Consider the following 15,134-nt stretch of genomic DNA (forward strand, 5'->3'; position numbering starts at 1 on the left):
ATTATGTCAAATGGGCTGTTTCAAACGGACGCAGAACGCATTCGCTGGCATGTCGTAACGGGGAAAGAAGTTGAACCGATCACGGTACAGGGAGCTATGGAACAGGCAGAGGCGAAAGGAGATGCGGGTTTGTTAACCGGTCTTTCCGGACTCGGCCTGTCGCTTCTCTGTATGTTGGACAAAAGCCATTTGACATGGATAGAGCTGATATAGTTTTAACTCCTCTCCTCCATGAGGACTCGCAAATCCGTCTGGACGAGGCGAAAACAGAAAAATAACATACAACCCCGTATAGGGGCTAATTAACACAAATTACAAGCAATTTTAAATTTGGAAGCTATGAAAAAGGTACTGAAAAAAATTTCAATTTTAGATGAACTGGCAAAAGAAATGCAGGTGATAAGTGAAAATCAACAAAGAACTTTTATTGGTGGAGGGGTTTATGGCGATGGAAATAATAATTCCGGTTATTACACCCTATCTCAATTTTTTAATTGGGAGGGGGACTGGACTGGAGGATTTGTTGAGGGGCTCGGATATGTATCTGCTGATATAGTTATTACGGGAGCTCCTTCTGGATATTACAATCCAAATCCTTATCCAGGGCAAGAGGCTCTATACCAAGGAGCCTATGATGCTGCTTTTGCTAACGCTGCGTCGGGTGAAACTTGGAACGCGATAAGAACGATAGGATATGGGATATTAAGTGGAATTGTAATGAATCCATATGGAGAATTCAACGGGAATGATCCCGGCATGCAGGCCATCAATTTAGGTACATGGCAAGGATTTATAGATGGCCGAAAAGCTTACGGAGCGAGCAACGGAAATGATAATTAAGGGTTCTTTGATTAATAAAAGTTGTATGAAACGGGCAAGATAATTGTTCTCACACAAGAATATGATTGAAAAAGAGTTCCATATGAACTGTTTTAAACATAAATACTGAACACTAAATAGTTTTAATTATTATCTCCATTAATATTCATATTATCAGTAAAATACAAATATAAATTGTTTAAACTGATTTCAAATTGGCACATATGAAAAGATACTTTGGTCTATTAATCCTTTTTATATTTCTCTGCATACATTGTTCATCCCATAATAAAGAAACATATACGGAAATATATAATTTAAATCTTAGAAACCCGACAGACTCTTCCACTTTATATCAGTGGCGTATAAATCCCCGCTATTATGCCAATCCTTATACCTTTTTTTGGGGGGTAGAGAACACCCCCCCTTCCATTCAGTACTATAGCACAGGTTACTCTCCGGCAGACCAACTTCAATCCGAAATAGCACAGCGGATATTATTGCCCCTGCATAATGAAAAAGATGGTATGGTGAAGCTATCATATAAATCAAAAAACATTGAATCCGCATACATGGTTATGGCCGGAATTGACAAGCAGGAGCAAATACTGTATTCCGATACCCTTCATCTTATTCCCGACACTAATATCGTATCTCTTTCAAGGAAAATCCATTTACAGCAAGCGGAATTAATGGATTTGAAAATTTTTGTACGAGGGGAGGAAAAAGGTAAAAATGCGACCCCTTATTATCCTAAATTGGAAGTATCCTCTCTAGATATATTTATTGGCAAGAAGCATATAGATCAATATCCGGTAAGAAAGCTGTCATTCCCTTTTTCCGCAGGAAAAACGTTAACGATTCCTATTAACGGGAACGATCGTAACAGTATTGACCGGATTGAAGCCTTAAAAAGCAAGAAAATTGTAGGTTTCGGTGAATCGGTTCATCATAACATGTGTGTAATAGAGATGATAAGCCAACTAATAATGCATCGGGTGAGGGAAGGAGAATGCAGGCTTGTTATTCTTGAGCAGCCTATGGAAAAGGTACTGCATTACAATTATTACATACAGCATAAAGATGCCGGGGCAACGTTGGATGATTTACATAGTTCTCCCTTCACGGGGCTTTTGGAGCAGTTAAGGGAATATAACTTGACAAAAGAGCCGGAAGACAGGGTATTGCTTTTCGGAATGGATTATGTATACAGGTCGAATGCGGCGGAAAACTCAGCCATCACAATATTTGATTACATCAGCAACCGGAATAAAAAAAGTAAGATAAAACTTCTTGATGAATTTGCGTTACTATTAGCAGATTATACAGAACCGGCGGTTATTTTGTCTTATCTTAAAAAAAACAGGGAATTACTTGAAGAGCATTTATCCAGGGAAGATTACAAATGTATTTCGCATATTCTTAATCTTTCATGCGGACTTGGAGAAAATAACAACGAACGAAATTACATGCGGGATTCTGTAATGTATCTGAATACACGTTTTATTATGGACAATTTCTGTCCCGCAGACAAACAGGCCATAATATACGGACACACCTGCCACCTCAATCCGGTATCTACCTATCCGTCTATACCTTGCCAGCCCTTAGGATATTATCTGAGAAAATGGTACAAGGAAGATTATTCCTCTTTACTCTTCACTATAGGTAAGGGATTTGCCGAAGCCACAGGTATTACAGGTGTTTTAGAAGAAAAGGGACTAATGTCGCCACCTGAAGGAAGCATGGAAAGCTTCTTGAATTCATACACCGAAAATGTTGTATATCTCCCGTTAAACAAAAACTTTAATATCTTGATGTTAAGTCGTAATAAAGGGAATCGCCATGTTCCCCAGGAGTTTTTTCCCTACAACTTTTATCAACGCCATGCAGGCGTGGTTTTTATTAAAGAATGTACTGAAAAGTCCGGTAAAGAAGACGTTATCAGGTTAAAAAATAAAATAGACAGCCTGGTTCAAAGCCAGGATCCTGATCCCAAAGAAATGGACAGACTTTTCAACAAAATATATGGAGAAGCTAATAATCGCGTAAAAGAACGTGAAGAACTTCTTCATGAAATAAAAAAGCGATTAAATAAATATCAATAAAGACAACTTTAATAAATACAATACTTCGGCAAATATTTTACAACTGATTAATATTCAGATATATATGAATGAAATTTAACATGAAAGAGTAATAGCCAAACATTCAGGGCGTGAAAATGGGTTACAGGGGCCAAAAGCATCACACCCGGGAAGATGCCCGGGAAAACTGGACGGCACTTTGTAAGAAGTCAATGATCCACACCACAAACTGGATGGAGCGGCTGAACAAGGTCTTTAATTCCTCTTACCTTGCACAAGGACAAGCAAGTCACAGGCCACGCCGGTAATCCTTGTGCAAGTATCGGAATTAAAAAATAGTGATCAAGGATTGGTTGAAAAAGAAAAAATGAATAATTTTGTTTCAAGACTGATAAAGAAACTAGACTGGAGACACACTGAATGTAACACTACCAACGCCCCCAATATGTGTTTGAAATGGGACTTATACGTGAACGGGATAGTTCCCGAAGAAATAATGCGGGACATAGAGGCCGAAACAAGAGGCTTTGATTATTTGTTGTTCCTACTGGAAGAATCGGCCCGGACAGAAACAGTTTTTGAGGAAAACATGGATAGGGAAATCGATATGGGGCGTAGGGCGGACAAAATCATCCAACTCTACCTGAAAGCGGGTGACAAGGCTGTCATCCATGCCCATACTTCACATACCAATAAAATGAGTGATTTTTTCTTTGATGTCGTCGAGAAACCATCCATGGGCAATTATATCTACAGTAAATACGGGGATAAGTATTTTTCAATCGGGTTTCAGGCGGGCGAAGGGTCATACACCCAGGACGATACGGGGTTTTTCAGCAAAACCGTTACGGATACCCTGCAAACACCTATCCCTGCCAGTTTCGAGTATTCGGCCCTGAAGGTTGATAACCCATATTTCTATTATCCCACCGATAAATTGCCAGAGGGTATTTCCAATATAAGGATCGTCACGAGAGAACGTAAAAATTCAAATCAATTTTTCTCTGTTCGGTAAAAAAACGATTCAACGGGCTGGTCTTTATACGTGATAATTCCCAATTACGCGATATAGAACCGTTCCCGACTTTTTATACGAATGGGCTTATGCAATTAAAGGATAAGCAACAACGGGGATTATTATCCGGCAGTAAAGAGTATAAACGAGACCGTTAGAAATAAAAGCAGAAACATGAAAATGACGTCATGGGCATGAAAGAGAATACTGTACGTAATACGAATGACAAGGAGACCCCGAATCTGTCCGCAGTAATCCCCAGGCAACCGGACTCCATGTCTGAAAGATCCGAAGAAGTGCAGTCCATCATCGAGCGGATGCCCACCTACTGGACCAGATGGGTAGCCCTTTGTGTGGGTGTTTTGATGGGAGTTGTCATTTTACTGGGCTTCCTTATAAAATATCCCGACACGGTGGACGGGCAGGTATCGGTAACGGCCGTCACGGCACCGGTACGGCTGGTGGCCAACACCAGCGGGCGGCTGATCCTTTTACAGCCGGATAAGACACAAATAGGGGAAGGAACCGTGATCTCCTATGTCGAAAGCGGGGCCGACTACCGGCATGTCCTGTGGGTGGATTCCCTGTTGAACGACCCTGCCCTGTTGGAAAAAGGGAGTTGCTCGTTACCCGACTCGCTGCTGCTGGGCGACGCGAGTTCCGCATACAATGCCTTCATGCTTTCTTTCCTGCAATACGACCGGCTGTTGAATTCCGACATTTACGCCACCATGCGGAAAAACCTGCGGCACCAGGTCAATTCCGACAGGCTTGTCATTGAAAACCTTGAGGGGGAATTGAAACTGAAAGCCCATATACTGGAAGACTCCGAATACCGCTTGAGGCAAGACAGCATCCTGTTGGAGAAAAAAGTGATCAGCGAGCAGGATTACCAACAACAACGGGCATCCCACCTGTCGTTAAAGGAATCCCTCCTGAACCTGCAAAGCAGCCGTTTATTGAAGCAATCGGAAATCAGCCGCAACCTGATGGAGATCCAACGCATCCGGCTCGAAGAGGTTGAAACCCGGGAAAAAGCCCACTCCGAATTCGTCACCCAGAAAAATGCCCTGTCCAACGCCGTGAGCCTCTGGAAGGAGCGTTACCTGCAATACAGCCCGGTGGAGGGGGAACTGGAATACCTCGGCTTCTGGCGCGACAACAGCTTCGTGCAGTCGGGGCAGGAACTGTTCACGGTGATCCCCGACAGGAACAACATCCTGGGGGAAGTGGTGATACCCTCCTTCGGAGCCGGGAAAGTGGAAGCGGGGCAGACGGCAAACGTGAAGATCAACAATTACCCCTACGACGAATACGGGTTGCTCAAAGGTGTTGTGAAATCGGTTTCGCGCATTACCAAAAAGATAGAGACGGCCAATGGAGCAAGCGACGCCTACCTGGTGGTGATCGATTTCCCCGGGGGGACAACCACCAACTTCGGGAAATTCCTCCCGCTCGATTTCGAGTCGAAAGGGACGGTGGAGATCATCACCAAACGCAAACGCCTTGTCGAACGGCTGTTCGACAACCTGAAAGCGAAGACTGAGAAATAAACAACAAATAATAAACGATAAGAAGGCAAGGATATGTTATTCAACCGTTTCCCCGTGGAATACCAGATGGACTCGCAGGATTGCGGCCCCGCGTCATTGAAGATCATCGCCAAGCATTTCGGGAGGTTCTACTCGTTACAGTACCTGCGCGACCGTTGCGGGATCACCAAAGAAGGCGTCTCGTTGCTCGACCTGAGCACCGGCGCCGAAAGCATCGGCCTGCGCACCCTGGCCATCAAATGCACGGTCGACGATGTGGTGAACAGCATCCCTTTCCCCGCCATTGTCTTTTGGAACAACAACCATTTCGTGGTGGTGTACGCGGCGGACAAGAGACATGTTTGGGTTTCCGACCCGGCGAAAGGGCGCGTCAAATATACCCTTGAGCAATTCAGGAAAGGCTGGTGCCAAAAAGATGAAAAACAGGGGGTGCTGCTTGCCGTGGAACCGGCTGCTGATTTCAAGGATTCGGAGGCGCAGAAAGCACAGCGGAAAAACAGCTTTTCGGGTATCCTGAAATATTTCCTGCCTTACAAGAACAATTTTGCGCTTGTCTTTGTCATCATGCTGGGGGTGACCCTGCTGCAGGGAGTGTTGCCGTTCATATCCAAGGCGGTGATCGACGTGGGGATCAAGACCTCCGACGTGAACTTCATCAACATGGTGCTTGTGGGAAATATCGCCATCCTGCTCAGTGTGATGGTCTTCAACGTGCTGCGCGACTGGATACTGATGCATGTCACCTCGCGCGTGAACATCGCCCTGATATCCGACTACCTGATAAAATTGATGAAACTCCCGGTCACCTTTTTCGAGAACAAACTGTTGGGGGATATCCTGCAGCGGGCGCAGGACCATGAGCGTATCCGCAGTTTCATCATGAACAATTCGCTTGCCCTTATCTTCTCGAGCTTCACGTTTGTCCTGTTTACCATTATCCTGCTGGTGTATAACGCCGTCATTTTTTATATATTCCTGGCCGGCTCCATATTGTATGTGGTTTGGGTGCTGCTGTTCCTGAGCATCCGCAAGAAACTGGACTGGGAATATTTCGAGCTGATTTCCAGGAACCAAAGCTACTGGGTGGAGACGGTGTCGGCCATACAGGACATCAAGACATACAATTACGAGAAATTCCGCCGGTGGAAATGGGAAGAGATACAGGCGCGGCTTTACCATGTCAACAAGAGGGTGCTCACCGTCACAAACGCCCAGAACTTAGGCGCCCAATTCATAGAAAGCCTGAAAAATATGGCTGTTGTCTTTTTTTGCGCCATGGCAGTAATTAAGGGGGAAATAACCTTTGGGGTTATGATTTCAACCCAATTCATCATCGGTATGCTGAACGGTCCTTTGGTGCAGTTCATCAACTTCATCGTGTCGGGACAATATGCCCGGATCAGCTTCCTGCGCATCAACGAGATCCGCCAGCTGGAAGACGAGGACGAGCTGTTGACCATCGGCGCGAACACGACAATCCTCCCCGAGGACAAGACCATCACGCTACAGAACGTCCACTTCCAATACACGGTGAACAGTCCCCCGGTATTACGGAATGTTTACCTCACGATACCTGAAAATAAAGTGACGGCCATTGTCGGGGGCAGCGGCAGCGGGAAGTCCACCCTGCTGAAACTGCTTGTGCGGTTGTATAAACCCACTTACGGGGAAATAAGGATGGGCGGGATGAACGTCAACCTTGTCAACCTGCGCCAATGGCGTGAGATGTGCGGGGTGGTGATGCAGGACGGGAAGACATTCAACGATACCGTACTGAACAATATCGTGCTGGATGATGAGCGTATCGATTATGAAAGGTTACGGGAGGTATGCCGCGTCGCACAGATCGAAACGGAGATCAACGAGATGCCGAAAGGCTTCGAGACGGTGATCGGAGAGAACGGCAGAGGATTGAGCGGCGGGCAGAAACAGCGGCTGCTTATCGCCCGGGCGCTTTACCGGAACCCGAAACTGCTTTTCCTGGACGAGGCCACCAATTCGCTGGACGTGATCAATGAACGCAAGATCGTGGATGCCCTGAACGGCGCCTTTAAAGACCGGACGGTGATTGTTGTCGCACACAGGTTGAGCACCATCCGCAATGCCGACCAGATCGTGGTGCTGGACAGGGGCTTTGTGGTGGAAGTCGGCAACCATGACTCGTTGATGGAGAAGAAAGGACAGTATTACAATCTGGTTTCTACGCAGATGCAGGCATAAGTAACCACTGTGTGAAGATCACCGGAATCCCGGAATACATAGATTCTTTATCCATCTAAGATTTGTAATACTACAAGAGATATTATTCGTTCCTATGTTGATAACAGAATCATACTGATAGAAAACAAACATAATTTCACTGATTAATAAATATCACACCCTGTACCTGACTTCGAGGATTGATGTATTTTTCCATTTCTGAAGTCGAAATGTGATGCGATCCTTGCATGCGCAATTTGACAATCTCATCCATTTCTTTTGCATCAATGTACCCATACTTTACACCTGACTTTGAAAAAACAGCCTCTAAACTATTAGATGAAGGCAATGGTAACATTTTTCTTTCAAGTTCTTTGTTCACTTGAGCCTTTACCGTGTCTTGATATACCGTTTGTGCAACACACACATAATCATTCCCGTATTTTTTTTTCATATAATATCCAAACGATTTGTAAAACGGGATGTTGATGTTCTGATAATTTGCGTGACCAAAATGGCAGGAGATGACAACTGTTTGATTTGGCTTGCAAAGGTAGTCTGTAAAAAAAGATGTGTTTTTGAACATGCGCCAATCTCTTTCGTAATAGCTGTTTTTATTTGTCACCTCAGCTTCTATTAAATTGTTCAAATAGAAAGCAATAAAATCCATGTCTTTGCCTAAAACACAGGTTAGTTCTTGCCGTTTTTTTTCAATGATATGAAGAGTTGTTTTTGCCATATTTTTGATTTTCTCCACATCCGATATATCCAAAACGGATATGATTGAATCCACAGCCGAAGAATGCGCCTCTTTATTGATAATTCGTAAATAATCTTTTAAAAACAGTGCCAATTCATTTTTTTCATACTGGCAGTCCATTCCCCCGAGATTCACTTTTTCGCGAGCGGTCTTGTTGTACTCCCTAAGCCACTTCGTCAATTCTATGATGGGCTCTGCTTCGCCTATAATCATTTTCGCAAGTTCCTCTATTAGGCTGTCATCTATAGCGTCACTTCCCTGAATGTACTTATTGAAAAAAAGCATCATCAATAGAGGTTGTTCAAACAAAATTAAATTTGTGTGATTATTCAGAACACTCGACTTAATAATTTCGGTGGTAGCCCAACCTATTTTTTCACTTCCATGCACTGTTTCGCCGAGGGCTGTAATTTTTCCGAATATGCGAGAAAGTTGTTTTTCTGTCAATAATATGTCAGGGGGTAAAGTAAGAATTTTCGCGTTATCTAAATTTAAAGCTGTAATATCTTCAAATGGAAGGCTATTAACGTTTCTACGTCCGATTTCTAATTCTATCCGATTAATTGAAAATTCATGTGGAATAGTTGTCTTTATTTTACTTATTTTATTCTCCGTATAAGTGCTGTCTATTCCGACAACTTGCAGTCTGAAGAATAAAAAACGAGTATCTTTAGATTTCATTTCCAAAGAATCTTCCCGAAAATTATCGTTGTTTTGCAGGCAGATACTGTCGGTTCTGGATATTTCCATTCGTTTGTTCAGGGAATAAACAAATAATTTTCCCGATTTAATATTGTTGCTTTTGTAGAATATCTTCACTTTCAGCAAACTGTCTGAGAGTGTAGGAAGTAAAATATTCTTCGAACTATACATGTTTAAATTCATTTTCTCTCTAAACCCCCATCTTTCAGTTTGCAAAAATTTAATGGGTTTATTTATATCCGTAGTATCGGTATTGAAGCGTATGTCTGAATTATTTGCATCAAAAGTCCACCCATGAAAAATATTATTGACAATCCTAAAATTAAGGTTGTATTTATCTTCATACGTCTGCCCTCTGGCATAGTCTATATGAAAGAATATTATGAAATAGGCAAGAACTAATAAAATGAATAATTTCTTCATGCAGGTATATGGTTGATTTTAATATCGTATTCCTTTTTTGAGCCGACTAAGCCAACTCCCTAATAAGGTGGAGTTGGCTTAGTAAAAACATCAAATTTAACGGGTTCTAAAAGTAAAATTACTTTTATGCATTCTGCTAGATTTTACATTATCTTTCCCTGAATTACCATGTACAACTATTACATAGTCTCCATCAACGTCTATTACGATTCCAATATGACTATAGCTATTAAAAATAGCTACATCTCCTACTATTTGTTGTTTGTTTTTTCTAATGCCTCTTGGTAAGAATCCATTATTATTGCATTCGTATTTAATTCGGATTCAAGAATTGAATCTTTTTTCTTTATGGGATATACTTGTTTAATAAAAATAGCTCCGTCCATTCTTGCTTTGGGCATCATAAATTTGAATTGGTCTTGAATACTCATATTTCCAATATATCGGATTTTAAATATGTCAGCACAATTCATTTTTTCTGTGGATAAAAAAGAGGAGCTCTCATTGAGTTCATTCATTAAATACTCCAAGCTGCCTTGTGTTGGAGGCTGCAATGATTTTACTTTAAAATGAAATGGTGAATCTGAAATCGATGTCAAAAAATCTCCTTTGCCGGCTATCAAAGCAATACAACTGTAATCATCTTTGTGTCTGCGTTTCATATAATATCCCAATGTGTGATTTTTAATATTTAGAGTTCTTTCTATGGAGCCTTGATAGGCTACGTGTCCGAAATGGCAGAATAAAGTGGCAGTTTCATCTGATTTCAACAGATTATTGCGAATAAATTCTGTGTTTTGATACATCGTTTCATCCCGATTTATTAAGTTGGAGTAACTATTTGATTTATTATTCAACAAGATCAAGCAATGTCGCATCAGCTCAGATTCTTCTTCTGTTAGTATATTCTTAAAACCCTTGTTGGCATCAAATGTGGCGATAACTTCGTCCAACGAAGGGTTAGTATTTACCAATAATTTACACATTTTTTTTAATTCTTCGTCTTGCTCAGTTTTATTAAGGGTATAAAAGAAATTGAACAATTCTAACTTACTTTGTAGCTGGATAAAATTCACGTCAATCCCCCAGAAATAGACATTCTCATCTGAGCGTGAATTATGCTTCTTTATCCACTCTATTAACGATAAGAAAGAGCTTGAGAATAACGAACGGTCAAAAAAAGTAGAAACACTGTCCAGTTTGAATTTGAAATCCCCCCGTATATATCTGTTTATATGGAACGAATTCTCAAAAGGTATCTCTAACAGGACCAATTTACAATTATTGTGAATAATTCGGTCTTTAATTATTTCAATGGCTATATCATTCATTGTTTCAGTACCGTGAATAGTCTCCCCTATGGCTAATATTTTTTTATTCATAAAAGGAAGACGCTTTCGGTTTTTGTCATCAACAGGCGTGATATCCTCTTTCTGCAATGGCATTTTAATTCCTTTGTTTGCAGTCTCATGTTCCCTTATATTTTCCCCATTTATAAAAACATCCAATTTATTTATCCATATTGTCGCATTGTTTTTTGTATTTCCTTTTGCCTCTATTGATAAATTAAGGAACGCTGCTTCCGTTAAATCTACCGATAGAGTTTCCGCAGTCCATTTCTCATTTAATGAAAGACAAAGAGTATCTATTGATTGTATTTTTTCGCAATCGCCAATAGTGATTAATTTCAGGTACAATTCACTACCGCCTTCTATTTTATAGTTGATTTTAATTAAAACTTCCGGACGAGAATCCCTTTTTTGAAAAAGAGGTATGGAAAAACCCAAAATACCTTGGTTATCACGAGCAGTCTCTAAAAAGAGGGAATAAGGTGTAGTTGTGCTGTCAATCTTTGATTTAAGAAAAGAATGTTTTTTGCTCATGACCCAATTATAGGTTAAGAGACTATTATTTGGTTGCTTTGTGTGGGGGTGACACTGTGTCAAAAACAAAAAAAACAGCAAAAGTGCAAATAAAGGTCTCATCTTAATTGTCTTTATATTTTTACCAAACCAATCATGACCTAATTGACCGCAAAAAACTAATGGAAATAATATCAAGATGGCACGATAAGACAATTTTTCGATGATACTTTTTGATAGACCTTTCCGAAAGAGTTTGCCAAGTATTTCAAAATTATTAATCCAATCCATCTAATTAGAATTTAGTTGCCAAATAATGTCATGTAATTAATTCTTTTTTCTAGTATAAAATAATATTCTTTATTATTTCTAAAGATAAATAAAGTATCAGAATTCTCTGGCTTATAAATAGAATCATTTTGCTGCAAAAATTGAACTAAATGTTTATGAGCATATGCCCAATTCTCTGCCCAGGGGAGTTGTATTCGTAACGTTTCGTTAACGATACAAATGCTATTGTAGCTTCTGATACGGGAGGGGCGAGTAAAGGTTAGTTTTCCAGATATCTCATCTTTGATGCTAATAAGTTGATATTCCATATTATATTTACTCTCTCTCTTTAAATTACTATTTCCAATAAAAAAAACACATACCCCCGCCGAAACCATGCACAAAAGGATAAATAAGGGAAGTTTGATATTGTCCTTATTTTTCAACATAAATATAACTGAATTTTATAATAAAGCGATGGGTATAATATTAACAGTAATTTGAAAATAGAGTAGCAAAATAGCATTATGTTAAAGAACATAAGTCTAAAACTTTTATAAGTATATCCGAATATGCCCCAAAATAAAATACTAATCAATAATAACAATAGAGGATTATACGCATATATATAAATATTATAATAAATTACTGATACAAAAATAAAAAATGAAATAGAGCAAAAAAAATATACTCTTAATTTTCTTGATTTAAAAAATATCATACTCAATATAAATTATGAGAATATAAAACTAAGCTATCCTTTCCAAAAGACTATGTATGAAATGGATAGCTATAGTTAATTTTCATTTTACTGATAATAATATACACTACCAATATATGGTATCGGAAAAAAGAACGTTTTCCTCTCCGCCTATAACATCCAAGGTAATAGAAACAAGTTCTACATTTTGTCCTTTACCCTCAAACTCAACCACTGCTTGTTCTATTTTGTCGCTGGGAAGCAATATCCTCTGTTCGTATTCGGTTCTTAACTGATTAGAAAAAGGAAAGCCTTTGGTGAATTTTTTCGCGAATAATTTACGATTCGAGTCTTCCAAGTAAACAGGAATGGAATAGTTGCTAAATGCCGCATTCTCACGCCATTGGTAAACTACAATAGAATCAGGATGCATAGTGAAATGTAAATCATATACATCTGCATATGTTCGCTCCGTTGATTGTGCCGCACACGATGTGGTATAAAAAAACAAAAAAAACAGAGCTGAAATATGAGTTTTTATTGTCAAATGCATCTTTATGTTATTTATTTAAAATGCCAATATATAATGGATTACTCAAAACATTTATATATATACTACCTCAGCAGCGCAAGGGATGATGCCAGAACTTTCAACGCCAATATTCGCAAGCACCGGGGAGTGGAAAACAAGCCGCACTGGAGCTACAAGATTATTCAAATTTGCTATTGCTATAAATTTCCTTTTTTATCTGTTAGATCTATTTCTTGAAATATAAACATTCCTTTTAATTCGGAAAGATATTTGTCAAAGTCTACGATGCTTTCTTCTGTCATAAAGAAGTAGAGATACAGAGGAATATTATATTTTCCAAGTATTACAACCCCTTTGCCGTAACGATATATATTTTGGCAATACTCGCCTTTGAAGTTTAATGGGTATACGAACATAGACACTCCATTAAAAAAAGATTTTGCCGTATCAACAGGGTAATATGTAACCAGCATTTCTGCATCTTTCATTTCTTGTTTTGTACGAGAACGGAACTTTTTGCCCATTTCAAATCTGGCGGCTATACGAGAGAATATATATTCATGTGCGACTTCACTTTTATATGGAATAGGTAATTTTTTTCCTTCCATTGGATTAAAAGCAGGATCAATGGCCACTTTGCATTTTCCATCCTTATGAGATAATATTCCACTTCTCATGTTCATCTCATTTCGCATAGGGCATGAATCATTACCGAATACGTAGGCTAACGTATCCGATACTACAGACCATTGTTCTTTAGGGTGATATGTGATATGGTTTTTTTCCAGAATATCCCAGAATTTCTCATACTTCAATTTTGAAATATGATTTTCTTTTATGAGTCTATGCATAGAATTTTTCTCATGGATATCCTGTGCGTATAGCTCCAAATCGAATGAATGAATGGCGAGCAGTGTTAAAATCAGGATTCTATGCATGATCTAGCTTTTTAAATATGCAATACAACTCCACCAACAATCGTTATTATCATAACCTCCAATATAGGTCATTTGTAATGCTTCACTTAATATTGGCATTCTTTTTGTCAATTCGTCCAAACTCGATTTTGTCAGTTTCTTTCTTGTCATATAAAGTGAATTTTAAAATTAATAAATAGTTATCAATTAGAATGATAGCAGCCTACTTTTGTTTAAGTATAATGTTTTTTGAAATACTTCTACTAAACCTTTAAAAGGAATCATTTTTGGGATAGTTGGGTGCAGTACTGTTTTATCGCCGTGTTATTCTCAGCAGACTCTATCTCTTTTTCAAACCGATAGTGCTTTCCTCCACCCCACAATTGTTGGGAACAGCCGATTGAAAGAGGGGTCGCGCTAAAACTGTTTATTTTGCGGGAAAATTCATTGATATAATTGATATTGCTAACAATGTTGACTTCACCCCCGATAAAAGTCACTTTTTGTCTAATAGAAATTCCCGTACTACTGTTATTGGAGTAATCTTCCACATATGTGTAACCTCCGTCAACGGGTTGCTGAAGTAATCGCACGGAGTGATTATTATTTAAGTTTATGGGATTGAAATTCAACGAAAATGAAGGGAGAAAACTCTTTTTGTGATTTTCGAATTGAAGCAGTTTGTTTTGATAATTGAGTTTTTCAATTTGAGCTGCAGATGATTTTAAGGACAGAACATTCACAACTTCATCCAACGTTGCAAACCTTGATGTATCTTGGCCATACGTCTTGATACAACCAAAGGAAACAATCAGCACGACGATTAATATGAATGGTATTTGTTTCAAAATCTCTCTTTTATTTTGATTTCCAAAATTATAAAAAGAGGATAAAACACCAAATTATTTCGATTATTTTTTGAGAGAATTTTTCACTTTAGCTTGATTTCTCCACTTCAATCATCTCTCCTTGTCCAACAAAACAACCGTTCATTCCCTCCATGAAATTCGATGCACACAATTTTGTCAGGCCGAAAAAGAGAAATCAAAAAGCACCGTAAAAGTCCGTGCAGGTTTATTCTGATTACAAAAATAAAGGTATTGGAAGAATAATGACATACAGAATGGCTCAGATTGTCATTACTCTTTTACTTTTTATCATATTACATAGTAGAGCAGAACGTGATGAGTTTTATATTTGTACAATGAATCTCCCCGGCCGCCAGCGGGCGGGGTTTCATGGAGGAATAATTTATACCCCCCCGCTGCAAACAGCGGGGAATCAAACCCTAAGAG

Annotated in this window: 14 protein-coding genes; 7 read left to right on the top strand and 7 right to left on the bottom strand. The window is 39.4% G+C overall.

The features are described 5' to 3' along the window. From D7D25_RS18065 to D7D25_RS14455, 7 genes are all read left to right on the top strand, one after another. On the top strand, positions 1 to 213 hold a 213-nt coding region (locus tag D7D25_RS18065; RefSeq protein ID WP_158602632.1), incomplete at its 5' end, for a hypothetical protein. A gap of 126 nt (positions 214 to 339) precedes the next feature. Then, the gene (locus D7D25_RS14435; RefSeq protein ID WP_122969648.1) at positions 340 to 840 is read left to right on the top strand and encodes a hypothetical protein; all 501 of its coding nucleotides are present in this window, start codon (positions 340 to 342) and stop codon (positions 838 to 840) included. A 203-nt stretch (positions 841 to 1,043) separates the two neighbouring features. Beyond that, entirely contained in the window at positions 1,044 to 2,927 is a 1,884-nt protein-coding gene (locus D7D25_RS14440; protein ID WP_122969649.1) for an erythromycin esterase family protein, read from the top strand. Between the two features lie 116 nt (positions 2,928 to 3,043). After that, positions 3,044 to 3,214 carry a hypothetical protein gene (locus D7D25_RS18070; RefSeq protein ID WP_158602633.1) on the top strand — a complete coding sequence of 57 codons (171 nt, stop codon included), beginning with the start codon at positions 3,044 to 3,046 and terminating at the stop codon, positions 3,212 to 3,214. A gap of 161 nt (positions 3,215 to 3,375) precedes the next feature. Beyond that, on the top strand, positions 3,376 to 3,921 hold the full coding sequence (locus tag D7D25_RS14445; protein WP_158602634.1) for an erythromycin esterase family protein: 546 nt from the start codon (positions 3,376 to 3,378) through the stop codon (positions 3,919 to 3,921). Between the two features lie 275 nt (positions 3,922 to 4,196). Further along, positions 4,197 to 5,474, top strand: coding sequence for an HlyD family efflux transporter periplasmic adaptor subunit (locus tag D7D25_RS14450; RefSeq protein WP_255417334.1), 1,278 nt, complete (start codon positions 4,197 to 4,199; stop codon positions 5,472 to 5,474). Between the two features lie 33 nt (positions 5,475 to 5,507). Next, positions 5,508 to 7,694 (top strand): peptidase domain-containing ABC transporter, encoded by a 2,187-nt coding sequence (locus D7D25_RS14455; RefSeq protein ID WP_122969651.1) that lies wholly within the window; start codon positions 5,508 to 5,510, stop codon positions 7,692 to 7,694. 136 nt (positions 7,695 to 7,830) lie between these two features. Here the strand turns inward: D7D25_RS14455 and D7D25_RS14460 are convergent, their stop codons facing one another. The 7 genes from D7D25_RS14460 to D7D25_RS14485 form a co-directional block, all read right to left on the bottom strand. Then, positions 7,831 to 9,558, bottom strand: a complete 1,728-nt coding sequence (locus tag D7D25_RS14460) for an erythromycin esterase family protein (RefSeq protein ID WP_122969652.1) — start codon at positions 9,556 to 9,558, stop codon at positions 7,831 to 7,833. Positions 9,559 to 9,654: 96 nt separating this feature from the next. Beyond that, positions 9,655 to 9,882, bottom strand: coding sequence for a CHAP domain-containing protein (locus D7D25_RS18830; RefSeq protein ID WP_370453858.1), 228 nt, complete (start codon positions 9,880 to 9,882; stop codon positions 9,655 to 9,657). Next, entirely contained in the window at positions 9,810 to 11,711 is a 1,902-nt protein-coding gene (locus D7D25_RS14465; protein WP_122969653.1) for an erythromycin esterase family protein, read from the bottom strand. Before D7D25_RS14465 ends, D7D25_RS18830 begins: the two co-directional genes overlap by 73 nt. 11 nt (positions 11,712 to 11,722) lie before the next feature. Beyond that, on the bottom strand, positions 11,723 to 12,139 hold the full coding sequence (locus D7D25_RS14470) for a hypothetical protein (RefSeq protein WP_122969654.1): 417 nt from the start codon (positions 12,137 to 12,139) through the stop codon (positions 11,723 to 11,725). A gap of 378 nt (positions 12,140 to 12,517) precedes the next feature. After that, complete coding sequence (locus D7D25_RS14475) at positions 12,518 to 12,943, bottom strand: hypothetical protein (RefSeq protein ID WP_148038948.1); 426 nt, start codon at positions 12,941 to 12,943, stop codon at positions 12,518 to 12,520. Between the two features lie 176 nt (positions 12,944 to 13,119). Continuing rightward, positions 13,120 to 13,860 carry a hypothetical protein gene (locus D7D25_RS14480; protein ID WP_122969656.1) on the bottom strand — a complete coding sequence of 247 codons (741 nt, stop codon included), beginning with the start codon at positions 13,858 to 13,860 and terminating at the stop codon, positions 13,120 to 13,122. A 260-nt stretch (positions 13,861 to 14,120) separates the two neighbouring features. Next, the gene (locus D7D25_RS14485) at positions 14,121 to 14,687 is read right to left on the bottom strand and encodes a hypothetical protein (RefSeq protein ID WP_122969657.1); all 567 of its coding nucleotides are present in this window, start codon (positions 14,685 to 14,687) and stop codon (positions 14,121 to 14,123) included. Positions 14,688 to 15,134 lie beyond the last annotated feature (447 nt).

This window comes from Proteiniphilum sp. X52 (assembly GCF_003712195.1).
Classification (GTDB): Bacteria; Bacteroidota; Bacteroidia; order Bacteroidales; family Dysgonomonadaceae; genus Proteiniphilum.

Excerpts from the sequence above, each read along its gene's own strand:
- D7D25_RS14475 (WP_148038948.1), bottom strand. The coding sequence starts at position 12,943 with ATGCATTTGACAATAAAAACTCATATTTCAGCTCTGTTTTTTTTGTTT.
- D7D25_RS14465 (WP_122969653.1), bottom strand. The coding sequence starts at position 11,711 with ATGGATTGGATTAATAATTTTGAAATACTTGGCAAACTCTTTCGGAAA.
- D7D25_RS14440 (WP_122969649.1), top strand. The coding sequence starts at position 1,044 with ATGAAAAGATACTTTGGTCTATTAATCCTTTTTATATTTCTCTGCATA.
- D7D25_RS14460 (WP_122969652.1), bottom strand. The coding sequence starts at position 9,558 with ATGAAGAAATTATTCATTTTATTAGTTCTTGCCTATTTCATAATATTC.
- D7D25_RS14450 (WP_255417334.1), top strand. The coding sequence starts at position 4,197 with ATGTCTGAAAGATCCGAAGAAGTGCAGTCCATCATCGAGCGGATGCCC.
- D7D25_RS14480 (WP_122969656.1), bottom strand. The coding sequence starts at position 13,860 with ATGCATAGAATCCTGATTTTAACACTGCTCGCCATTCATTCATTCGAT.
- D7D25_RS14435 (WP_122969648.1), top strand. The coding sequence starts at position 340 with ATGAAAAAGGTACTGAAAAAAATTTCAATTTTAGATGAACTGGCAAAA.
- D7D25_RS14455 (WP_122969651.1), top strand. The coding sequence starts at position 5,508 with ATGTTATTCAACCGTTTCCCCGTGGAATACCAGATGGACTCGCAGGAT.
- D7D25_RS14470 (WP_122969654.1), bottom strand. The coding sequence starts at position 12,139 with ATGTTGAAAAATAAGGACAATATCAAACTTCCCTTATTTATCCTTTTG.
- D7D25_RS18070 (WP_158602633.1), top strand. The coding sequence starts at position 3,044 with ATGGGTTACAGGGGCCAAAAGCATCACACCCGGGAAGATGCCCGGGAA.